Below are 22,525 nucleotides of genomic sequence, written 5' to 3'. Positions count from 1 at the left end.
AGTTTTTAAAACTTAAAAGTATAACGTACATTCCAGCGGCGTCCGAGCCAATCATGTACCGAACTGGCATAGCCATTAGTCGGTGAAGAGGCGTAAGGTGCATCTTCATTGGTTAGATTGCGAACCGATAACAATACAGTGTGATTATCGTTAAGTTCATAGCCAATACTGGCACTAAAGGTTAACCAATCTTCAACGGTTTCATTATCAAACTTAAAGTCACCATCGCCTAATGAGCTTATGTAATGACCTGAAATACTGGCATTCAAACTATCAACTTGCCATTCTGTGCCTAAATCAATCACACGTTCAGGGCGCGCGATTTCTGATGCACCACTGAGCTTGCCGAGTAAATCTTCAACAGGCGTACTAGGTGTGATTTGGCGTTCAAATGAGAAGGTTTCTGTACCGGCTACATAAAATTTAAATGTACCAGCAGTGGCCGTATCCAGGCGATAGTTAACATTATAATCCAAGCCGTCAGTACTTTGATTACCTACGTTAAAATAGCCTGTGCGTAGGAAACTAATATCACCCTGACCATCAACCACACAACCAAAGCCATCACCTAATTCAGCAATACTACCCACCACACTAGCAGGATCTTTAATACAGGCATCCAAAGTGGTGTTGGCATCAATATCAACAATATCGTCATGCTCATAACGCCAATAATCGACAGTGAATTGCAACTCATCCGTTGCATTCCAAGACATGCCCACGTTAACTGCTTGCGACTTTTCTGCTTCTAGGTCTTTATTACCTAAGGTTTCTTGGTCAAATTCTAGTTCGCCTAAATCTGCCCCCGCAGTGCCACATAATGCGTTATAGGCTTCGTCTGCACCGCAATTAATATATTGGCTGCCTAATGAGGTGCCAGCACCCAGTTGCGATAATGATGGCGCTCTGAAACCTGTGCTCCAAGATGCACGTAATACCAGCTCATCAATTGGGTTGTAACGTAATGATACTTTTGGGTTTACATCACCACCAAAGTCACTGTAATGGTCATAACGTAAGGCCGCTATTAAGTCGAGTGAATCGGCTAGTGGGAAGTTAAACTCGCCATATGCTGCATATTGAGTGCGATCGGCCGCGGCATCACTTGCACCTAAACCAATAATTTCATTATTAACGGCGTTAACAGACGGTTTATCAAAAATATCTTCTTTGCGAAATTCACCACCAAATACTGAACTTACCATACCTGCAGGCAGTTCAAATAAGTCTCCTGCGAAGTTAAAATCGAGTGATAACACTTCTGACTCGCCTTGGCGAACACCCGGATCGCGCAATGCCGCAATTTGAGCTGCGCTGCTATCCAGGCCTAAATTAAAGGGGTTAAAGCTATCATTTGCTACCGCCATATCTAGACTGGTCGCATTCATATAACCCGATACGTTTTTAATTTCATTGGTAGATTTACCGTAGCTCAGTGCCGACTCAAAACTCCATTCGGCAATATCACCTCGAATACCGGCTAGCATACGGTAGCTTTGGGTGTCATATTCTTGAATTCGACGTTCAGGAAAACGAGTTCGTACTGTGATAAAGTCACTTATACTGCCATCGAGCATATCGATATCTTGAATATATTGAGGAACATTTATAGAGTCGCCCGCAACATCAACGGTATAACCTGCTGGAGCTTCATAGGATGAGCCGTTATTTTGTTGAAACATGCCTTCAGCAAAAAACTCTAAACCACTATCAAGTCGATAAATATGATTCAGTGTAGCGCCTATGTTTTCATAATCAGGTTGAATGGCGCGTTGAATGACGTAGTCATAGTTACAACGGCTACCACTTTTTTGGGTATCGTCACCACACCAATTTTCGGCGTAGTCATCACCGTCAATTGTCATGCGAGTATTAGACTCATATGTCACATTAACGGGTCTATCACTATTGAAAATAGGATTACGTGTTGCATAGTCAACCACAAGTGTTGTGTTGCTATTGGTGGTCTCGAATCCACCGGCATAAGTCAGGTTAGTGCGACTGGCATCGTGGTCTGAAGTGTCATCACCATATTGGGCAGTGAGTTCATGACCAACAAAGTCTTTGCGCAAAATAAAGTTAATCACCCCTGCAATAGCGTCTGAACCATAAATCGATGATGCGCCATCGGTTAATACATCAATCCGTTCAATAGCAGAAAGCGGAATAGAGTTAACGTTTACAAAAGAGTCTGAACCGTTAGAAAATGAATCAACTGCCACGCGACGACCATTGACTAATACTAGGGTAGAGCTGGAACCTAGCCCGCGTAAACTGACCCCTGAAGCGCCAGCTGGTGAACCATCAGCACCTGCTACACCGCCCGACTCAGAGAATGTACCTGCACTTGAGGCTTGGGGTAAATCACGTAAAAACTCACTGACAGATCCATAGCCTTTTTTGGCTATTTCATCCTGGCTAAAACTTTGTAAAGGGTTAGCCCCTTCCATATCTACACCTTTAAGGCGAGATCCTGTTACTTCAACCCGTTCTACGGTCTGTTCTTGTTCTAATTCGTTGGCAACGGCTAAGGCTACAGGTGATAACGCCATGCCAAACACGGCGCATAAAAGTACTGAACTTCTCATGGTAAGCTCCCGATAAATCTCTAATTGTAATTTTTAGACGTGGCTACACTGCGCGTGAGTCAATACGCTTGGCATTAATAAATGTTTGCAGGCAGTACAACGTCAATCAAATGATTGAGAGGGGAGTAAGACGGCTAGACAAAACTCCACCAAACACTAACGTGTTCAGTAGGTTATTCGTCCCACCATTCAGACAGATACCAATTACGGAAGTGGTATCTTTGGAAAAGAGTTGCTGAAAATATCATGTTATAAAAAATAATCTTTTGTTGTTGATATGTTAAGAGGCTATCCGTAATATGATGCTTGAGTCAATACGTGGCAGACACTTTTTTTTGAGTGCAACCATGAAAATTATTTCTAAAAATAAATTATTTATATTTTTTAACACCTTAGCTTTTAGTTCATTACTGCAATTATTGTTTGTTGGTAATATATGGGCAGAACAAAGCGTTTTATCAAAACGAGAAAAACCATTATTACCTGGTTTTGATTTGATGTTGGTCGGTGGCGGCTTAAAAACCTGTAGCTCATTGTCATCACATTCCTGCGCCGAAAGCGTCGCTTTCTCACCTAATGCCAAATTATCAATTCAATATCACTTCAGCCTTGATTGGCTTGAGCGCGCATTTAGCCATGATAGTTTGCAAACGTTGTCGTTAACTCAAATAAACTCATTACGTAAAGCCAGCCAACAAGCGGCACAAAGCAGTGTCAGCTTAAACCAGTTAAAGGATGCCGTTGGCCATATTAACAAACACTTATTGAATGATTTAACCGATCAGCAATACTATGCTTTACTCGATTTATTAGAACAAGAGCAACGCACCGAAGCCGGTGAAACCTTACAAGAGCAAGTTATGCTAAATGCAACCGCCAAGCCATATGGCCCGGCTATTTACCGGCTATTTACCTTGCAAGCTTTACTAAAAAAACAGCAAAGACATCCCGATGCAACACGCCCATTAATTGGTCTTGTAACCGCTTCAGCACGAGACCCATTTGAGTCCATTTCGTTTTATACCAGCGCATTTGAACAGGCTGGCGCTGATGTCATTTGGCTGCCCTTAGATTCCGCTTTGCAAGCTGGAATAAATAATAAGCAATGCGATAAATTGCCAATGCTGCGTCAGCAACTACAAGGCAATTTTGATAAGGCTCGGCTTTATCCTACACAAACACAATTACAACAACGCCTGTGTGAATCACCTGAAAAATTTTATGAGTTACTTGAAAGTATTGATGGTCTATTTTTAAATGGTGGCGATCAAAGTTTAACCTTAACGGCATGGTTAACGCCGGATAAAAAGCCGTCTAAAGCGTTAGCCGTCATTCAAAATCGCTTGGCCAATAAACAAATCGTGATTGGCGGGACGAGTGCGGGAACAGCAGTAATGACAGCGGCGAATATGATCACTGGCGGCACCAGTGACGGCGCAATTCAGCATGGTGTATTGAGTGCCAAACCACCGAGTGAGCGATGTGAAATGAATCAGTGTGATGGGGATATACCCGCAACGGCAGTGACCTATCGTGCAGAGGGTGGCTTGGGGTTATTTCCTTTTGGGATAATGGATACGCATTTTTCTGAGCGGGATCGCCAAATAAGATTGTTAATGCTAACCGCCTCCACTGATAGTGAAATGGGATTTGGTGTGGATGAAAATACCGCACTGTTAGTCAATATTGCTGATAAACATCTGTCGGTTATTGGTGAGCATGGTGTGTGGGTTATCGAGCAAACTCAAGCCCGTAAAGATGATAATGGCAAATCGATATTTAAAGGGGTGTCTCATTATTTAACTTCAGGCAGCCAAGCCGATATTGATAACAAACAGCGTCTGGCTAATATTGAATTCGCCAATCGGGTGGTTTCAGTTAATATGGCTGCCAATTATCCAGCTTACCAACAGTGGATTGTGCAAGCTTGCCGTGAGGGACGCTTATCGAGCAAACTTATCGATGATGTTGAACTTATCCTCCTCCCAAGCTCAACAACTGGGTGCCAATCAGTGCTAAACAATCAGCAAAGCTATCAAGGTATTAAGCTATTATTGCAGCAACAAGATGATTAATGATCACCTAGCTAAAACTGTTAAGGTAATAATATAAAAGTGTTTTAGCTCAAATACAGAGAAAGTCATGCATAAAACCGCAAGAACGCTTCATCAATGGTTGATGTTATTTTTAGGTCTGCAATTTGCGATATGGTCGGTCACGGGCGCTTATATGGTCTATATGGATATCGATTTTATCCATGGTGATGATTTGGTTACCAACCCGCAATCTAAAGTGCAGCCCGCCCAGATGAATTATTCACTGCAACAGCTCATTCAAGCTTATCCCCATATTGACAATATCAGTGTCGATACCTTGTTAGGTGAAACAGTTTATAGGCTGACCTTAGCGGATAGCGAGCCCACTAAAAAATTAGTCATTAGCGCTAATAGCGGCCAAGTGTTAACGCCGTTATCAGAGTCAGTGGCTATATCAGTAGCGCAATACTTTTACACGGGTAAGGGCGATGTTGCCGAGGTGACGCTGATTACCGACAACCCTCCTTTTGAGTTAAGCCCGCGCCATTTACCCGCATGGCGAGTCAACTTTAATGATTTTGGTGCCCCTTCGCTTTATGTGTCGGCACAAACGGGCATCTTGGTGGGCAAGCGGCATGAGTTTTGGCGTTGGTTTGATTGGATGTTTAGGTTTCATATTATGGACTACAGCAGCGGTGAAGATATCGATAATATGCTGCTGTTTTGGGTCGCCTTGCTAGCCAGTGGTGGGGCACTGACTGGCATGGTGTTAGTGTATTTCAGGGTGTTCAAAGGCTTGTTTACACGCCGTAAAAAAAGCCGCGTTCAACGCGTGGGAGTTGCCTAATGCGTTGGATTAGAAAATTGCACAAATGGGCGTCGGTCATTGTCGGGATTCAGTTTGTGCTGTGGTTAGCCAGTGGCCTGTATTTTAATTTGATGGATCACACCAAAGCGGCAGGGCTAACCTATTTTAGTCAGGATATTGTGCCCAATCAGCTCGATGCGACTCAGTTGATTGAGCCTAAAGCCGTACTTGAACAACATAGTGATAGCGTGGCACTGGATACGGTATTCTTATTGGCTAAGCCCTATTATTTACTTAGCCATCAGCAAGGCTTGTATGCGCATTCTTATCATGAATACACCTTGGTCGATGCTTATAGCGGTGAGGTGGCCACTCTTGATGAAGAGCTGGTAACAAGGTTAGCACAAGCGTCATATACAGGTGAGGGCAAGGTAGCCAAACTCAAATTACTCACCCCACCGATTAGCGATTTTCCGAAACAACAAAACCCCACATGGCAGGTTAACTTTACTGACGACATCGATACGCAAGTCTATGTTGAGGCGCAATCTGGGCGAATAGTCGGCCACAGTGATCAGCATAAAAAGTTAGCCGATATCTTTTTTATGCTGCATTTTATGGATTATAACAACCAAGGCAGTTTCAATAATCTGCCTATGATGTTGATGGCCTTTTTCAGTTTGTGGTTAACCGTTACCGGGTGTTATTGGTGCATTGATTTACTTCGAAAAGGAAAATACCGCCGCAAGCGTGGTACTCGGTCAAAGCCCGCTGCGATAAAATTGTTATAGTTATTGCTAAATTAGGCACTTGTCACACAATGACAACAATAAAAAAGTTATCATCAGCATGAATTTAGCGTTATGCTATTGCCCTTATCGACTTGTTTGTTAGCTGAGCTAACGACCAAAGTTGTTTTAGATTGAAAGCATTTTATGGTTTACACGGTCAACTCTATTAGTTGATATTTTATGAGCCTATATTGAATAATCGCCATCGTAAGATGCTGTAAGATTTATTCAGTCCGGCATATTGGATTTTGAGTGCGATGCAAAAAACACTGAAAAACTACTGGCTAATTACTTTCACTTTGTTCGCACTTGTCGGACAAGGTTTGTTAGCTAATGGTAGTTCTATGGTGCCGATGGATCATCAACAATCCCATATGGTGACTCAAACATTGAGTGATGGTTCAGATAATAATGTGCCTCTGACCTCAATGCAGCATGCCTCCGCTATGACAGATTGTCATGGCAATATGCTGCCTGATCAGAAATCGCAGCAAGCAGATAACAACAGCTGTTGTAATGGTGTAGGCGGTTGCAGTATCGATTGTAATCATTGCTTAACCATTACCTTTACCGCTGACTTAAGTGATATTCAGTTAGCTATTGCTAATGCTCCTGCTAATCCAGCCCCTATCGCGGTGGCTGTAAACAGTTTCTCTATCGACTTCCCGCCAGCTTTTAGACCTCCTATCGTCTAACGTAAACATCTTAGCTGCGCATTTATGGTATATCGCCCATGTTAGCAGCAAATTTTACTGTTTCTTTTTAAACGAGTTTTAACACTTACGAGTGTTAAATCGTTCGAGGTCTGTATGAAAATATCCCCCTGTAAAAGCGTATTTACGTTTGTTTTAATGCTAACCACAAGCTTGCTGATGCCATCAGTGACATTTGCTTCCGAGGATGAACATGCAGGACATGCTCATCCCGCACAGCCAATGGATGCTGTAAATAGCACTAACACTGCCGCTGACAAGGTTTTTAATCAATCAAAACCAGCACTATTACCGACTAAAAACAGCGCTGATGACGCGAACATCAAATATGTTTGTCCCATGCACCCGCATGTGGTGTCTGATGCTCCAGGTACCTGCCCAATTTGTGGCATGAATTTAGAAAAAGTCACCCTAGGTGAAGTGGGTGAGGAAGTGGTTGTTGGCGTTTCTGGAGGCATGCAGCAGGCGTTAGGCATGCGCAGTGAAACCGTTACCGAGGGCACCCTGTGGAAGCTAGTTAAAACCATAGGTACGGTAGAATACAATGAAAATATGATTGGCCATGTGCATACCCGAGTGACCGGCTGGATAGAAACCCTTAAGGTGCATACGGTTGGCCAGCAAGTAAAAAAAGGCCAATTATTGTATGAGCTGTATTCACCTGAGCTGATAAATGCTCAAGATGATTACATGCAAGCCAGAGATTACCTTAAGCAGGATAAAAACCGTGGTGCGTTATTGTTGAAAAAAGCTCGCCTACGCCTTGAGTTATTAGGGGTGAGTTCGGCGTCGATTCAGCAATTAGAGCGCACCGGTGACACCCTTTATCGCGTGCCATTTTATGCCGAGCAAGATGGACTGATTAGCCGGCTTACTGTGCGTCATGGCATGTACGTGCAACCGGGTGATACCCTGTTTGAAATTGTTGATTTAAGCAGCGTGTGGGTGATTGCCGGCGTATTTGAAAATGAACAAAGCTGGTTGCAACAAGGCCGTGCAGTAGAGGTGACCTCGGCGGCGCAAGGTCTATTTGATATTGAATCAAGCATAGATTACATCTACCCAGAGCTAGACCCAGTGACACGGGCAATGCGGGTGAGAATTCGCTTAGATAACCCGAATCAGCAATTAAAACCAGGCACCTTAGTGGATGTAAAACTGTTTGGTGGTCCAAACCGGGGAGTATTAGCCATTCCAACCGAGGCGTTAATTCTTACCGGGCGTGAAAACCGTGTTGTGGTGCAACGCAGTGATAACCAATTTGCGTCTGTACCCGTTAAAGTTGGCATGATTGCCCAGGGTAAAGCTGAAATCACCGAAGGCTTAAAGGCTGGCGATAAAGTGATTGTGTCGGGGCAATTCTTGCTTGATTCAGAAGCCAGTATTCAGGGTAGTTTGCAGCGATTAAGTGGCAGCAATAGTGCTGCGCCTGATCCACACGCAAATCATTAATCGGAGCTCACTATGTTAGAAAAAATAATTAGTGCGTCGATTAAGCAGCGAGCCATGGTGTTGTTAATGACCGTGGTTATCGCATTAATTGGCTATCAAGCCATGCGGATGACGCCTTTAGACGCTTTACCTGATTTATCTGATGTGCAGGTGATTGTAAAAACCTCATATCCAGGCCAAACACCGCAGTTAGTTGAAGACCAAATTACCTACCCCTTGTCGACGGCGATGCTAGCCGTGCCTGGCGCGAAAACCGTGCGTGGCTTTTCGATGTTTGGCGATTCCTATGTGTACATTATTTTTGAAGATGGCACAGATATTTATTGGGCCAGATCACGGGTTTTAGAATATTTATCGCAAACCCAGGGGCAATTGCCCCCTAATGTCATCCCTTCATTAGGGCCTGACGCATCTGGCGTGGGCTGGGTGTTTCAATACGCCCTTGTTGACCGTAAAGGTAAGCATGATTTAGCTCAGCTTCGATCACTGCAGGACTGGTTTTTAAAATTAGAATTGCAAAGCGTTGAAGGTGTTTCAGAGATCGCCACTATTGGCGGCATGGAGCAGGCGTATCAAATTATTGTCGACCCACACAAACTGGCGCTGTATCAAATTGATTTGATGACGGTGAGGAATGCGCTGGATAACTCTAATAGTTCTACCGGTGGCTCGGTGATTGAAATGGCCGAAGCTGAGTACATGATCAGCTCGTCGGGTTATCGCCAAACTTTAGAAGACTTTGCCGAAATCCCTTTAGGTATTGTGGCAGAGTCGGGCACGCCAGTATTGATGAAAGATGTGGCGCAACTGCGTACTGGCCCCGCGGCTCGAAGAGGTATTGCCGAGCTTGATGGTCAGGGCGAAGTCGTTGGTGGCATTGTGGTGATGCGTTATGGTGAAAATGCCCTCGCAACCATCAACAACGTTAAAACAAAATTAGCTGAAATTGAAAATGGTTTGCCCGATGGCGTTGAGCTAGTGATTACCTATGATCGCTCGGAGCTTATCTTAAATTCGGTGGATAACCTCAAGCGTAAAGTGCTAGAAGAAATGCTGGTGGTTGGTTTTATCTGCCTTATTTTCTTACTGCATGCCCGCTCAACCTTAGTGGCGATCATTTCATTACCGATTTCAATTTTAGTCAGTTTTATTGTGATGAACATGATTGGTGTCAATGCCAACATTATGAGTTTAGGCGGGATTGCAATTGCGATTGGTGCTGTGGTGGACGCCGCCATTGTGATGGTCGAAAACCTCCATAAACACCTTGAGCATTACCGCGACCAACATGATGGCGAAGCGCCAACGGGTGAAGCCCATTGGGAGTTAGTGCGACAATCGTCGGTTGAAGTCGGGCCGGCACTGTTTTTTAGCTTATTGATTATTACCTTGAGCTTTGTGCCTGTGTTCGCGCTTGAAGCTCAAGAAGGGCGATTATTTCATCCGTTAGCCTTTACTAAAACCTTTGCTATGGCGGCATCGGCTATTTTGGCTATTACCTTAATTCCGGTATTAATGGGTTATCTTGTACGCGGAAAAATTCCCGCAGAAAAGAAAAACCCGCTAAGTCGCATATTAATTGCCATGTATGAACCGCTGTTACGCGTGGTACTGCGCTTTCCTAAAATGACTATATTAGTCGCTATTATGGCACTTGGCAGTGCGATATACCCTATGACTAAAATGGGCAGCGAGTTTATGCCGTCACTCGAAGAAGGCGATTTATTGTATATGCCTACCACCTTGCCGAGCGTTAGCTCAGGGAAAGCGGCGGAAATATTGCAGCAAACCGATCGCCTGATTAAAACCATTCCTGAAGTGAAAAGAGTATTTGGTAAGGTTGGCCGCGCTATTACAGCGACCGATCCCGCACCGCTGACCATGCTTGAAACCACAATTATGTTGAATCCACGTGATACCTGGCGTGAAGGTATGACACTGGAAGGCATTATTAGTGAACTGCAAAAAACCGTAAAAGTGCCCGGTATTACCAATGCATGGGTGCAGCCGATTAAAACCCGTATTGATATGTTATCCACTGGGGTAAGAACCCCCGTGGGAATAAAAATATCCGGTGCAGACATTAATGAGCTACAACGGATAGGTGCTGAAATTGAAGCTGTAGTGAGCAAGTTGCCAGGTACCACTTCTGCTTTTGCGCAGCGCACCAGTGGTGGCCGTTATATTGATATCGAACCCGATCTTAAAAATGCAGCCCGTTACGGTATGACCTTAAAAGATATTCAAGATGTGGTGCAAATGGCCATTGGTGGCATGCAAGTTGGCCAGTCGATACAAGGGCAAGAGCGCTATCCTATTATCATTCGCTACCCACGTGAGCTACGTGACAACATAGAAAAACTCAAAGACTTACCAGTACTTACCAAAACGGGTAAATATGTGCCTTTGGGTAATTTAGCCAGCATTACCATCAGTGATGGCGCGCCTATGTTAGCCAGTGAAAATGGCCGTTTAATCAGTTGGGTGTTTGTTGATTTACAAGACATCTCCATTGGCGAATACATCAAAATGGCACGTACTGCGTTGGATGAACAAATCACTCTGCCGCCTCGTTACAGTTACACCTTTGCTGGCCAATATGAGTACATGCAGCGAGTTGAGGCTAAAATGAAGTTAGTTATTCCACTGATGTTAATGGTGATTTTCATCTTGTTGATGATGACATTTAGCTCATTTATTCAAGCGTCGGTGATCATGTTAAGCCTGCCATTCTCATTGGTGGGCAGTGCATGGTTATTATACTTGCTGGACTTCAATTTCTCGGTCGCTGTGTCGGTCGGGATGATTGCCCTAGCAGGTGTTGCCGCTGAGTTTGGGGTAGTGATGCAAGTGTATTTGAATAACAGTATTAAAGATCGCCAAGCAGCAGGGCAATACAATCATCGCTCTGACTTAACCGAAGCGTTAATTCATGGTGCGGTAATGCGTATTCGCCCTAAAGCCATGACGGTAGCCACTATCTTCTTTGGTTTGCTGCCCATTATGTGGGGTAGCGGTACTGGTAATGAAGTGATGCAAAAAATCGCCGCCCCTATGGTCGGTGGTATGGTGACCGCACCGTTACTGTCATTGTTTGTTATTCCGGCGATATATTTACTGATATACGGTCGTAAGATGGCCAAGTAACGTCAGCTTGAGCTAAGAGATGAATAAAAAAGCCCTCAATATGATTGAGGGCTTTTTACTGTCACAGTAGAAAGGTTAAAACTGAACACCTAGGTTGGCGATTGATCTCGGGTTTTCCACAATGAATACAACACGCCTGCCAAAAGTAAACCAAAGGTCACACCTAAAGACAGCGCGGTCGGGATTTTAAAGTCGATTAAGCCTGTTTGGTTAAAATAAACCAACCCGACTTTGACGCCGATAAATACCAATACCACAGACAAAGCGTATTTTAAGTAGTGGAATCGATGCACCATTGCCGCTAAGGCAAAGTACAACGCACGCAGCCCTAAAATGGCGAAAATATTTGAGGTATAAATAATAAAGGGATCTTGCGTTATCGCAAAAATAGCCGGAATACTGTCTACCGCAAAGACCAAATCTGCTGTTTCAACTAAAATTAGCGCTAGAAACAATGGCGTAGCCCACCACCCTTTACTGAGTTGATGGTCTTCACCGCGCACCCAAAATTTTTGTTGGTGTAGCCCGGGTGTAAAGCGCATCTTGCTTCTCAGCCACTTGTAAAACTTATTATCTTCAAGACTGCTGTGTTCATCATCAGAGAACAGCATTTTGATACCGGTGAAAATAAGGAACAAACCAAACAATACTAATATGCCCTGGTATTTAGCCACTAGCACAGCGCCAAGACCAATCATGATAGCGCGCAGCACAATAACGCCTAAGATGCCCCAGAATAACACTCGATGTTGGTATATCCGCGGAATGCCTAAGCTGCTAAAAATAAGCGCAATAACAAAAACGTTGTCCATTGAAAGCGACTTTTCAATTAAATAGCCCGTCAGGTATTCCATACCGGCGGTAGAACCTTTGTACCACCATAACCACGCACCAAACAGCAAGCCCATCGTAATGTAGAACGCAGAAAGCTTAAGGCTTTCTGCGACAGATATTTCATGTTGTTCTTTATGTAATACACCTAAATCAAAGGCTAATAAGCCAACGACAAAAGTAAAAAACATCGCCCATACCCAAACGGGGTAGCCAATAAACAACGTTGTAAGCAGTTCCATACATTTCCTTAGTTATCGATAATCAGTATGACAAAACACACTAATAAGAGGCCGATATAGTCACTCAATAAGCACTTTATCTATAAGCTAGTTATACCGGCTCGTTATTTTAAATCATCATTTTTAAAATTGGCTTAAGGTGAGCGGTTTAAAAAATGGTTTTTGTCTTTTTAACAGTGTTTTATGCTGAAATTGACGTGATGATATTGTCTTAAATGGCCAATGGTACTTTGTACTTCGTCGCTTAGACAAGATGATTTAGGACGGCATTAGGGGGGATTTACATCACCTTGCAAATCTATGTTTGGCTTAAGCCCGAAAACAGATGCATTTTTAAGCCACTTTTGTCAAAATGTAACAATTATATGACTTAGCACACCTTATTTTTTCAACATTTCAGTTTATAAAAATAACTTAAAAAAGGACTTTCCATGAAAGCTTTTACACTGGTTTTGACCAGTTTAGCCTTAGCAGTTGCGGGCATGGTGTATAGCGCCGAAATCGACCTTAACCATATTCAGCGCCTAGGCCCAGTTAGCCAAAAAAGTGCAGCGCCGTTATCTAAAAGTGCTCATGCAGATGCGTTACGTGCCAACCTTGTGGCAAAGTTAACCCAACCCGATTCCACTCAGCCTATTTTAGTTTTTAATCAGCCATTAACTTGGCAGTCAGCGGTAGAAAAAGCGGAAGGTGAGGGCTGGTTAGCGTATCAACTTCCGCTATCAACCCAGCGATTTACCCAAGGCACACTTAACATAAAAGGGCTTAAAAACCCGCAAGTGTATTTAAATGGTCAACTTGTTAAATCAGCTGATGAAGTGCCGCTTGCATTAGCCAATGGTGATTATCAACTGATTGTTTTGGCTGATGGCCAACAAGCTGATGTGCCTTTCAGTTTAGATTGGCAGGGTAACAGTGAGGTTGATGTACTGAGTTTTGTAAAACAGGACACCCAGCGCGTATCTGCTCAGCAGTTGTTTGATGCCAAAACGATTAGCAGTATGCAATTATCGCCTAATGGCAAATACCTACTGCAATCAACGGTTGAATATTCCCCTAGTGAGGGCGATAAGGCCATCTCGGTTACCGAGTTACGTGACGTTGCTGGCAACCAAGTGCTTTATCGTTGGCAAGACAGCTCGCCGCAAAGCAGCGCATTTTCATCAGATAGCAAACAGTTAGCTTATGTTACTGGAAAGCAAATTGTACTGTTAGATTTAGCGGATTTATCATTAAAAGTGGCTGCGGATAACGTTGAAAATATCTCTAGTTTGCAGTGGTATGGCAGTACCTTGTTATTTAGTTGGCAAAAAACCTTTAAAGCCGACGACAAGGCTACCTCAAAGCGCTACCAAGCACTGGAAGACCGCTGGAGTTATTGGCGTAATAACAGCCAAATTTATCAGTTAGATGTGGTATCAGGCGCAATGAGACAATTAACAGAGTCTAAGCAAAGCAGCGACTTGTTAGACAGCGATGTCAGCTTAGGTAAGCTGTTATTGACCCGTTCAGTAGTCGACTATGCCCAACCTGCTCATGGCCTGTCGCAACTGGTTGAGTTGGATATTGCTACATTAACTGAAATCTTAATTGGCGAATATCGCACCTTTGGTAGTGCCTTGTATGGCGAAAATGGCATGTTTATTTTGGCCGGCCCTAACTTTATGGATGGCCTAGGCAAGCAAGATCCTGCTATGGAAGTCAATGATTATGATGGTCAATTATATTGGCGTGAAACTAAAAACGAACAAATCACAGCCCTAAGCAAAGAGTTTGATCCTGCTATTACTAGCATGACAGCGGTTGCGGGAAGAGACTTAATTTTATCTGTCATCGAGGGTGATTTTTCGCCGTTATACTTCTTTGATAAAAGCCAAAACAAGTTCAGTAAAATCGACACTGGCGTTGAGATGGTGGACAGTTTTGGTATTGCTATCGACCAAGCTTTACCCACCATTGTTTATGCCGGAACATCGGCAACAGTGCCGCAACAAGCGTATGTGATGAATATCAAATCCAACCGAAAAGTGATGCTGTTTGATAGCAAAGTCACCCGTTATGCGACCACACGTTTAGGCAAAATTGAAGATTTTGACTTTACCAATAAACAAGGTCAATCGATTGATGGGCGCGTGTATTTACCTGTTGATTATGATGCTAATAAAAAGTATCCTGCATTAGTATATTACTACGGCGGCACCTCACCTGTAGGCCGTAATTTTACAGGACGCTGGCCATTTAATTTATGGGCTGCACAAGGCTACGTAGTTTATGTATTACAGCCAAACGGCTCAACCGGTTATGGACAAGCATTCAGTGGCCGCCATGTTAATGCCTGGGGTAAACACAGTGCAGATGACATTATTGAGGGAACCCAAGCATTCTTAAAAGCTTATACCGCCGTTGACCCTAAAAAAGTCGGCAATATGGGTGCGTCCTATGGCGGCTTTATGACCATGTATTTAGCTACCCAAACGGATATTTTTGCCGCGTCTATGTCTCACGCTGGGATCAGTAACCTGTCTTCATACTGGGGACATGGCTGGTGGGGTTATGGTTACTCTGGTGTGGCGAGTCGAGGTAGTTTCCCATGGAATAACCGTGAGTTATACGTAGACCAAAGCCCGCTGTATCATGCAGATAAAATTACCACGCCGCTATTACTGATCCATGGTGATGCCGATACCAACGTCCCTGTTGGCGAAAGTCATTACATGTATACTGCGCTTAAGTTATTAAACAAAGACGTAGAATTAGTCGAGTTTGCCGGTCAAGACCACCATATTAATGCGCGTAATATACGTTTTGATTGGTGGGACACCACAATGGCATGGTTTGACTTACAGCTTAAAGGTGAACCAGAGTGGTGGAACACCCTTTATCCTGAAACCAAAAAATAGTCTGACTAAATAACCTCACCGTCACTTTTAACTCGAGTTAAGGTGAAATAAATTAGCCTCGCAATGCGAGGCTTTTTTTTGTTATTCAACAGTGAGCTGTTTGTCGCCCATTGATTAAACATCATTGCGTTAGACCAATATGATGCCGGTATATTTCAGTGATGGTGTCGCGCAACCATTTATGCGCAGGATTATTACGCTGTCGTCTATGCCAAATTAACGATAATTGTACCGGTTTAATGTTAACCGGCATGTCAATAATTTGAATATTAAAAGCCTGCTGGTATTTATGGGCTAATGATTTGCTACAGGCGCCAATACAATCACTTTGAGCGACCAAAGAAATTAACGAGAGTAACGAGTTGCACTCAGCCACCACTTTTCGGGTAGACAGATTATTCTCGGCATAAAAATCAACAATCGAGGTATTTGCGCGGGTGAGATTGAGCTTAATGTGTTGCTCAGAAAAAAATTGCTCAGTACTGACACTGCCATTAATGCGCGGATGATTATGGCGGCAAATCAATACAATTTCATCAGTGGCTAGGGGTTGGTAAATTAAGGTGTTATCGCGGCTATCGGTAATATCAATGGCGAGGTCGGCTTGTTGAGAAAATAGTGCCTCATTGATTTGTGTTTCATTGGTATTTTGATCTTTAAAGGTGATTAACGGATTGCCTAGCTTTTGCAAATGCAAAGTATGCGGTAGCAATTGATCTGTGATGGATTCGAAGGCTAAAACAGTGAATTGCTGACGAGAACTTTTGCTATCAAATACCTTAGTATCTTCAACTAACCCTTCTAACACTTCAAGTGAAGGCAGTAGTTGCTCCATCAGTTGATGTGCGTATAGGGTGGCGATAATACCGCGCCCATTACGAATAAATAAGTCTTGGCCGCATAACTTTGATAACCGCTTAATCGAGCCACTGACCGCCGCTTGAGTCACGCCAAGCTGTTCAGCCGCTAGGGTGATCGATTGGTGATGGTATACCTGCGAAAACACTCTATAGAGATTCAAATCAATCTTGTTTGACATAAGTTTTCACCATGGCTGCGTGCGTTAATTCATAAGTATAACTTAATAATAAACCATAGTTACCTTTGTTTATCTAAATTGTTAACAGTTTATGATGAACGCAATTAAGTCAGCGAGCGCTTTGATTATTCGCTTGGCATCAAGTAGCAACCTCAATATGGGTGATTAATTATGAACAAGTCAGTTATTGCTTCAATCGTTATTTCAAGCTTGTCTTTTAGCTATTCAGCTGTGGCACATGACCACGCTGCTGGCCAGGATGAACATGCATTAACAACCTCATTTATGTATCAAGGTAAGCCCGCAACTCAGGCGACCAAAGCATACAATACTGAGTTTGCTAAGGGGTTAAAGTTTGACGATACTAAATCGTTTCAAGAAGGCCGTGCCAACTTGATTGCCCCGCTTGATGCAGCAACCGCGGCACTATTAGCCGATGCCTATGAATTTATCGGTGATAAAACACCAGATACTATTAATCCATCGCTTTATCGTCAGGCGCAGATGAATAATGAAGCCTATGGCTTGTATCAGGTGAACGATAATATTTTCCAAATTCGTGGTACTGACTTAGCCAACATGAGCTTAGTGCGTACCGATAATGGTTGGATTGTATTTGACCCGCTAACCACACGTGAATCAGCTAAAGCCTCGTTAGCCTTCGCCCTTAAAAACTTGCCTTTTGGTAATAATGATCCTGTTGTCGCTATGGTTTATTCGCACTCACATGCGGATCACTTTGGGGGTTCTCGTGGAATACAAGATATGTTTCCTAACGTAAAAGTCTACGGTTCAGCTAATATCACCAAAGAGATGGTTGATGAAAACGTACTAGCGGGTAATGCCATGTCTCGCCGCACGTCTTATCAATACGGTGCGACTATGGTGCCATCAGAAACTACTATTGTTGATGCCGCCTTATCAAACGGTATTGCTAAAGGCGAGATCACCTATGTGCTGCCACACCACGAAACAAACTTAAAGGGTAAATTCGAAACGGTAGTGATTGACGGCTTAGAAGTGGTGTTTATGGATGCATCAGGCACTGAAGCCGTATCAGAAGCCGTAGCTTATATCCCCAGCATGAAGACGATTTGGGCAGCGGAAGTGACCTACAAAGGCATGCACAATGTGTATACCTTACGCGGCGCTAAAGTACGTGATGCGCTTAAGTGGTCGAAAGAAATCAATAACATGATCCAAGAATGGGGCGGTGAAGCAGAGTTTTTATTCTCGGCGCACAGCTCACCAGTGTGGAGCAACAATGATATTAATGATTTCTTAAAACTTCAGCGTGACAACTATGGTTTTGTCCATAACCAGTCATTACGTTTGGCTAATAATGGCGTGGTATTGCAAGATATTGGTTGGGAAATCCAAAAAGTATTACCGCAATCAATTAAAGATGCATGGCACACCAATGGTTACCATGGCACTTACTCGCACAATGCACGCGCCGTATATAACATGTACCTGGGTTACTTTGACATGAACCCTGCTAATCTAAATCCATTACCAACAAAAGCGGAAGCGGCTAAGTTTGTTGAATACATGGGAGGTGAAAAAGCCGTGCTGAAACATGCTAAAGCCGATTTTGCCAAGGGTGAATATAACTTTGTGGCAACAGCATTAAACAAAGTGGTTGTTAGTAACCCAAGTAACAACGATGCCCGTTCGCTACTGGCTGATACTTATGAACAGTTAGGTTATCAATCGGAAGGCGCAGGTTGGAGAAACGTGTACCTTTCAGGGGCACAGGAGCTGCGTATTGGTCGTCAAGCGGGTGCGCTTAAATCAGCATCAGCAGATATTATTGCTGAAATGCCAGTCGGGTCGTTACTGGATTACTTAGCGATTAAAGTGGATTCAATTAAAGCGCAAGAATATGCCTTTGAAGTTAACTTAGTCCTTCCAGATACCAAAGAAATCTACGTGGTTGAGCTTTCGAACGGTAACTTAAGCAACGCTAAAATTGATAAAGTAAAAGACACAGCAACAGCGACTTTGACTATTAATCAATCTGACATCGTTAAGCTGAACCTTAAGCAAACAACGGTTAAAGACTTGCTTGCAAGTAAAGCGGCTAACATTAAAGGTGATGCGTCTTTCTTAGAAACCTTAGCTAAAGTGATGACAGAATTTGACTCGGCATTCGAGATTGTGCCACTACCGTCAGATAAAGTGATCGAAGCTAATCGCGCTATCTACATGCAAGATGTCGCCAAGCCAGCACACAATGACCGTCACCATGGTCATGATAGTAAGTAAATACTGATTAACTTACTCTGCAATAAAAACCGCTCATTGAGCGGTTTTTTTATGGGGTTTAGTTTGGTCCTGTAGCTTGCCATTGCTGACAAAAAGCCATAAAGCTTTTAAGCAGTGGGTTTTGATATTTGTCTTTATGGATTAAAAACCAAAAGCGGCGTGGCATGCTAATAGGCAGAGTCAGTTGGCTAACTCGACCACTTTTTATGGCATATTGTGCCGCCAACGTGGATAAACAGCCTAATCCCAGCCCTGCTGAAACACTGCTAATCAATGCCTCAGTGGTGTTGATCTCGAAGGCGAGCTGCCAATGGTTAAGTTTCGGTGCCAGAGTATTAATAAAAACCTCGCGTGAGCCTGAGCCGGGCTCCCTTAACACCCAATCGCTATGTTCTAAGTCCGTTATTGTCAGCGTTTTTTGCTTAGCTAGTGGGTGATCGATGGCGCTAATAATGCACATTTCATCGTGACTGAAAGGGATTGAAATCAAATCTGGATGATGGGTTTGACTTTCGATAAGGGCAATATCTAGCTCAAAATCAACTAACTTTTGGCAAATAGTGGCAGAGTTTGAAATAAATAAGCTTTGCGATAAATGCTGATGTTGTTGCCGAAATTGGCTAAGTAAATACGGGCTAATATGATTGCCTATGGTATCGCTACTGCCCAGCCTGAGCTTGCCGTACAAGGCTGGATTATCGCTAAAAAGATGCGTGATCTGCAGGGCGCGATTAAGTAATTCGTCTGCCAAGGGTAATAGCTGTTGCCCTTCTTGATTAAGAATAAGCCGATTGTTTACCCGATCAAATAATGGATGAGACAGTTGTTTTTCAAGTTCTGCCAACGCCATGCTAATAGCGGCTTTAGACAAGCAAAGTTGTTCTGCTGCAGCCGTTAAGGTTTTGTGTTGCGTAATAGCATGAAATACATTGAGCTGCTTCAAAGATATGTGCATGGCCATAGTGATACCATCCTCGCGTTTATCGTTATCATCAACGCCGCCATTGATGAACCGAGTGTTAATTTATTTTTATACTCTAGTATATCGTTCAGTATTTCTTAACGCACGTCATTAATAATTGGATATATATAAACAATTAGCAAGCGTAACATCGCATTAAGAAACAAATCAACGCGTTCATCGAAATAGTGAGAGTTCAGTATGATCAACATGGCTAAAGGTAAATTAATCACCGCGCCAACGCCCATGGCCGGTTTAGCTTTGGGTATTGCCAGTTTAGGCTGGTGTTGGGAAAACTTCGCCAATTTAAATGGTTATGGTCAACTCATCGGTGCCGCCATTGCGAGCGTGTTACTCATGGTGTTAGCCATAAAATTTTTACTGTTATCACATACATTGAAAGAGGATTTAGCTCATCCCGTGATTGGCAGTGTGGTTCCCACATTCGCCATGGCGACTATGGTGGTGTCTAACTCGGTAGGGCAGTTTTATTTACTGGCAGGCGATGCGTTATGGTTGTTTGCGGTAGGCTTACATTTGGTATTTTTAATAAGCTTTTTATATCACAGAGCAAAAGCATTTCAACTACACCACATGGTGCCCAGTTGGTTTATCCCGCCCGTAGGGATTATCGTTGCCGGCGTATCATTTTCGGGCACCCCACAACTGGCTTTAATCGCCCATATCGCTTTAATCTTTGGTATGGCGACCTATGCTGTGATGTTACCGCTGATGATCTATCGTTTGCTGTTTAGCCATGAAGTGCCCGATGCGGCCAAACCAACTTTGGCCGTGTTAGCCGCCCCCGCCAGTTTGTCATTAGCAGGATATTTAACCGTATCGGCTACGCCATCACCTATCATTATCGCCTTACTATTTGGCATAGCAGTGTTGATGACCAGCGTTATCTACCTGGCCTTTATTAAATTACTTACCCTGCCCTTTAGCCCCGGCTACGCAGCGTTTACTTTCCCTATGGTGATAGGGTCTACCGCATTATTCAAAATGGTCACCTGGATGGAAACGACCAATATAGCAGTGGATTATATTGATCAAGTACGCCGATTAGCGCAGTTAGAACTAGTCATCGCAACCGTGGTAGTGGCCTATGTGGCAATACGATATCTGTATTTTTATCAGCCGTTTAGGGTGAAAACGATGGTTAGTTAGCGTTTTGGGGATAGGTTTTCGAGGCACCATTGGGCTTAAAACATTTTTATATGAAAGTGGCTTAGGAGGTTTTTTTGAAAAGGTTTACCAGCCCTACTAAAATAATGCGTCTAGTGAATAGGAATGTTTACCCTGACCCCACTAAATTCCCAATGAAGTCAAATCGAAGAAATAGAATATTAGGTGTAAGTGCGGCTGTGACCGTCGATGGCAGTGATGCGATCGTTGAGCTTACAGGGACGTACTGGCAGCGTGTCACATAAGGTGGCTATTTCACATCCATGTGATCGCGTCATTCGTATATCCTATACATCCCTGTTACCGTGACATTTGTTAATCCAAACGGAGTTTGTAAATACGAAAAGGAACCTGCGGTCTAAATCTGCTGTGGGTGAAGCACTACTAGGTTGATTTGTTTAAAATGGCCAACAAACTTTAACGCAACACTTAGTTAGCCCTGATCTGTTTTAGCGCAACAATCAGTAAATCATGGTCGCTTACTCATACGCGAACTCTTATGTTCACTCTTAGGTCCGGTAAAGCACTTTTACCACATGCCAACCAAACTTTGTTTTGACTAAATGCGGCGTGATGAGCTCGCCACTAAAACAAACTTTATCAAAAGGCGGTACCATTTGGCCTTGTTTAAACTCACCTAAACTGCCGCCTTTTTTACCCGATGGACAGCTAGAGTGTTGCTTTGCAAGCACATCAAATTTAGCGCCTTTTTTAAGTTTAGTCATAATGTCATCGGCCAACTCTTTGTGTTTGACCAAAATGTGTAATGCGCTAGCAGTGCGTGCCATGATGTGAACCTTTTATAAAATGTCGCTAATGACGGCATTATATCATTGCTTATGCCTGTTGCTAACCTTGCAAACTGAATGATATTTATCTGCTTAAATCGCCCGAATTAAGCATAATGATGCTGGCATATCACTTTATGCTACTGACTGATTTTACAAAATAAACACTTATCATTTTTCCTTAAGAAAGCCTTAAGATTGGCCCGATAGATTGCCAATATAGGGTTTATAAGGATTAATCATGCCAGCCATCCATAATCAAATTTCGTTACTGTCTTTTCGAAAAACCATCAATGCATTGTGCTTATGCTGTAGCGCTTTGTGGGTGATGACGTTTGCACATTCAAGCATTGCTGCGCCCGCATTAAATTATGCTGTGCAAAATGTTAAGGGTGAAACCGTTAACCTGTCAGAGTTTGCGGGCAAAGTGGTGTATGTCGACTTTTGGTCGTCCTGGTGTGGACCTTGCCGCAAATCTTTCCCTTGGATGAACGAGATGCACGCCAAATATGCCGCCAAAGGTTTAGCTGTGGTGGCGATTAATTTAGATGTTGAACCTGAGCTTGCTGCGCAGTTTTTAACAAAGTTACCCGCGAGTTTTCCTGTGCGTTACAACCCCGAAGGCGATGTGGCGAGATCATTTGATTTACAAGGCATGCCGAGCAGCTTTTTGTTCAATCGCCAGGGCGAATTAGTGCAAAAGCATGTGGGTTTTTATGATGATAAAAAAGCCCTGTATGAGCAAGAAATTCAACAGTTGTTGGTGGAGTAGT

Annotated in this window: 15 protein-coding genes; 10 read left to right on the top strand and 5 right to left on the bottom strand. The window is 43.3% G+C overall.

Annotated elements, in window-relative coordinates:
• Positions 1-5 precede the first annotated feature (5 nt).
• Positions 6-2,588 (bottom strand): TonB-dependent receptor, encoded by a 2,583-nt coding sequence (locus tag ACRWQN_RS00595; RefSeq protein ID WP_434939437.1) that lies wholly within the window; start codon positions 2,586-2,588, stop codon positions 6-8.
• Between the two features lie 347 nt (positions 2,589-2,935).
• Between ACRWQN_RS00595 and ACRWQN_RS00590 the strand changes: the two genes are divergently transcribed.
• The 6 genes from ACRWQN_RS00590 to ACRWQN_RS00565 all read left to right on the top strand — a co-directional run bounded on the left by ACRWQN_RS00590 (position 2,936) and on the right by ACRWQN_RS00565 (position 11,535).
• Positions 2,936-4,663, top strand: a complete 1,728-nt coding sequence (locus ACRWQN_RS00590) for a cyanophycinase (RefSeq protein ID WP_434939436.1) — start codon at positions 2,936-2,938, stop codon at positions 4,661-4,663.
• Positions 4,664-4,730: 67 nt separating this feature from the next.
• Positions 4,731-5,471: a PepSY domain-containing protein gene (locus ACRWQN_RS00585; protein WP_434939435.1), complete on the top strand. Its 741-nt coding sequence runs from the start codon at positions 4,731-4,733 to the stop codon at positions 5,469-5,471.
• Positions 5,471-6,223: a PepSY domain-containing protein gene (locus tag ACRWQN_RS00580; protein ID WP_434939434.1), complete on the top strand. Its 753-nt coding sequence runs from the start codon at positions 5,471-5,473 to the stop codon at positions 6,221-6,223. The genes ACRWQN_RS00585 and ACRWQN_RS00580 overlap by 1 nt, the downstream gene beginning before the upstream one ends.
• A 257-nt stretch (positions 6,224-6,480) precedes the next feature.
• Positions 6,481-6,918 (top strand): hypothetical protein, encoded by a 438-nt coding sequence (locus ACRWQN_RS00575; RefSeq protein WP_434939433.1) that lies wholly within the window; start codon positions 6,481-6,483, stop codon positions 6,916-6,918.
• Positions 6,919-7,074: 156 nt separating this feature from the next.
• The gene (locus ACRWQN_RS00570) at positions 7,075-8,388 is read left to right on the top strand and encodes an efflux RND transporter periplasmic adaptor subunit (RefSeq protein WP_434939432.1); all 1,314 of its coding nucleotides are present in this window, start codon (positions 7,075-7,077) and stop codon (positions 8,386-8,388) included.
• Between the two features lie 12 nt (positions 8,389-8,400).
• Positions 8,401-11,535 (top strand): efflux RND transporter permease subunit, encoded by a 3,135-nt coding sequence (locus ACRWQN_RS00565; protein ID WP_434939431.1) that lies wholly within the window; start codon positions 8,401-8,403, stop codon positions 11,533-11,535.
• 89 nt (positions 11,536-11,624) lie between these two features.
• Here ACRWQN_RS00565 and ACRWQN_RS00560 read toward each other — a convergent pair whose 3' ends face one another.
• Positions 11,625-12,608, bottom strand: a complete 984-nt coding sequence (locus ACRWQN_RS00560; RefSeq protein WP_434939430.1) for a TerC family protein — start codon at positions 12,606-12,608, stop codon at positions 11,625-11,627.
• 431 nt (positions 12,609-13,039) lie between these two features.
• Here ACRWQN_RS00560 and ACRWQN_RS00555 point away from each other — a divergent pair, with 431 nt between their 5' ends.
• Positions 13,040-15,508 (top strand): alpha/beta hydrolase family protein, encoded by a 2,469-nt coding sequence (locus tag ACRWQN_RS00555; protein WP_434939429.1) that lies wholly within the window; start codon positions 13,040-13,042, stop codon positions 15,506-15,508.
• Positions 15,509-15,629: 121 nt separating this feature from the next.
• Here the strand turns inward: ACRWQN_RS00555 and ACRWQN_RS00550 are convergent, their stop codons facing one another.
• Positions 15,630-16,547, bottom strand: coding sequence for a LysR family transcriptional regulator (locus ACRWQN_RS00550; RefSeq protein WP_434939428.1), 918 nt, complete (start codon positions 16,545-16,547; stop codon positions 15,630-15,632).
• Between the two features lie 171 nt (positions 16,548-16,718).
• Between ACRWQN_RS00550 and ACRWQN_RS00545 the strand changes: the two genes are divergently transcribed.
• A complete protein-coding gene (locus ACRWQN_RS00545; RefSeq protein ID WP_434939427.1) occupies positions 16,719-18,815 on the top strand; it encodes an alkyl/aryl-sulfatase in 2,097 nt (698 codons plus the stop codon).
• A 58-nt stretch (positions 18,816-18,873) separates the two neighbouring features.
• Here ACRWQN_RS00545 and ACRWQN_RS00540 read toward each other — a convergent pair whose 3' ends face one another.
• Entirely contained in the window at positions 18,874-19,770 is an 897-nt protein-coding gene (locus ACRWQN_RS00540; protein ID WP_434940577.1) for a LysR substrate-binding domain-containing protein, read from the bottom strand.
• Positions 19,771-19,977: 207 nt separating this feature from the next.
• Between ACRWQN_RS00540 and ACRWQN_RS00535 the strand changes: the two genes are divergently transcribed.
• Entirely contained in the window at positions 19,978-20,946 is a 969-nt protein-coding gene (locus ACRWQN_RS00535) for a TDT family transporter (protein ID WP_434939426.1), read from the top strand.
• Positions 20,947-21,473: 527 nt separating this feature from the next.
• Here the strand turns inward: ACRWQN_RS00535 and ppiC are convergent.
• Entirely contained in the window at positions 21,474-21,752 is a 279-nt protein-coding gene (gene ppiC / locus ACRWQN_RS00530) for a peptidylprolyl isomerase PpiC (protein ID WP_434939425.1), read from the bottom strand.
• 328 nt (positions 21,753-22,080) lie between these two features.
• On the opposite strand from ppiC, the gene ACRWQN_RS00525 reads away from it, so the two are divergent.
• Positions 22,081-22,524: a TlpA family protein disulfide reductase gene (locus tag ACRWQN_RS00525; protein ID WP_226415796.1), complete on the top strand. Its 444-nt coding sequence runs from the start codon at positions 22,081-22,083 to the stop codon at positions 22,522-22,524.
• The last annotated feature ends 1 nt before the right edge of the window (position 22,525 follow it).

The sequence above is a fragment of the Shewanella sp. HL-SH8 genome, from assembly GCF_051165765.1.
GTDB lineage: Bacteria > Pseudomonadota > Gammaproteobacteria > Enterobacterales > Shewanellaceae > Shewanella > Shewanella glacialimarina.
Note: the sequence above shows the minus strand (reverse complement) of the source record. Positions and strands in the feature narration are given on the sequence as shown.

Coding starts and splice junctions, on each gene's coding strand:
- ACRWQN_RS00595 (WP_434939437.1), bottom strand. CDS start 2,588: ATGAGAAGTTCAGTACTTTTATGCGCCGTGTTTGGCATGGCGTTATCA.
- ACRWQN_RS00590 (WP_434939436.1), top strand. CDS start 2,936: ATGAAAATTATTTCTAAAAATAAATTATTTATATTTTTTAACACCTTA.
- ACRWQN_RS00585 (WP_434939435.1), top strand. CDS start 4,731: ATGCATAAAACCGCAAGAACGCTTCATCAATGGTTGATGTTATTTTTA.
- ACRWQN_RS00580 (WP_434939434.1), top strand. CDS start 5,471: ATGCGTTGGATTAGAAAATTGCACAAATGGGCGTCGGTCATTGTCGGG.
- ACRWQN_RS00575 (WP_434939433.1), top strand. CDS start 6,481: ATGCAAAAAACACTGAAAAACTACTGGCTAATTACTTTCACTTTGTTC.
- ACRWQN_RS00570 (WP_434939432.1), top strand. CDS start 7,075: ATGCTAACCACAAGCTTGCTGATGCCATCAGTGACATTTGCTTCCGAG.
- ACRWQN_RS00565 (WP_434939431.1), top strand. CDS start 8,401: ATGTTAGAAAAAATAATTAGTGCGTCGATTAAGCAGCGAGCCATGGTG.
- ACRWQN_RS00560 (WP_434939430.1), bottom strand. CDS start 12,608: ATGGAACTGCTTACAACGTTGTTTATTGGCTACCCCGTTTGGGTATGG.
- ACRWQN_RS00555 (WP_434939429.1), top strand. CDS start 13,040: ATGAAAGCTTTTACACTGGTTTTGACCAGTTTAGCCTTAGCAGTTGCG.
- ACRWQN_RS00550 (WP_434939428.1), bottom strand. CDS start 16,547: ATGTCAAACAAGATTGATTTGAATCTCTATAGAGTGTTTTCGCAGGTA.
- ACRWQN_RS00545 (WP_434939427.1), top strand. CDS start 16,719: ATGAACAAGTCAGTTATTGCTTCAATCGTTATTTCAAGCTTGTCTTTT.
- ACRWQN_RS00540 (WP_434940577.1), bottom strand. CDS start 19,770: ATGCACATATCTTTGAAGCAGCTCAATGTATTTCATGCTATTACGCAA.
- ACRWQN_RS00535 (WP_434939426.1), top strand. CDS start 19,978: ATGATCAACATGGCTAAAGGTAAATTAATCACCGCGCCAACGCCCATG.
- ppiC (WP_434939425.1), bottom strand. CDS start 21,752: ATGGCACGCACTGCTAGCGCATTACACATTTTGGTCAAACACAAAGAG.
- ACRWQN_RS00525 (WP_226415796.1), top strand. CDS start 22,081: ATGACGTTTGCACATTCAAGCATTGCTGCGCCCGCATTAAATTATGCT.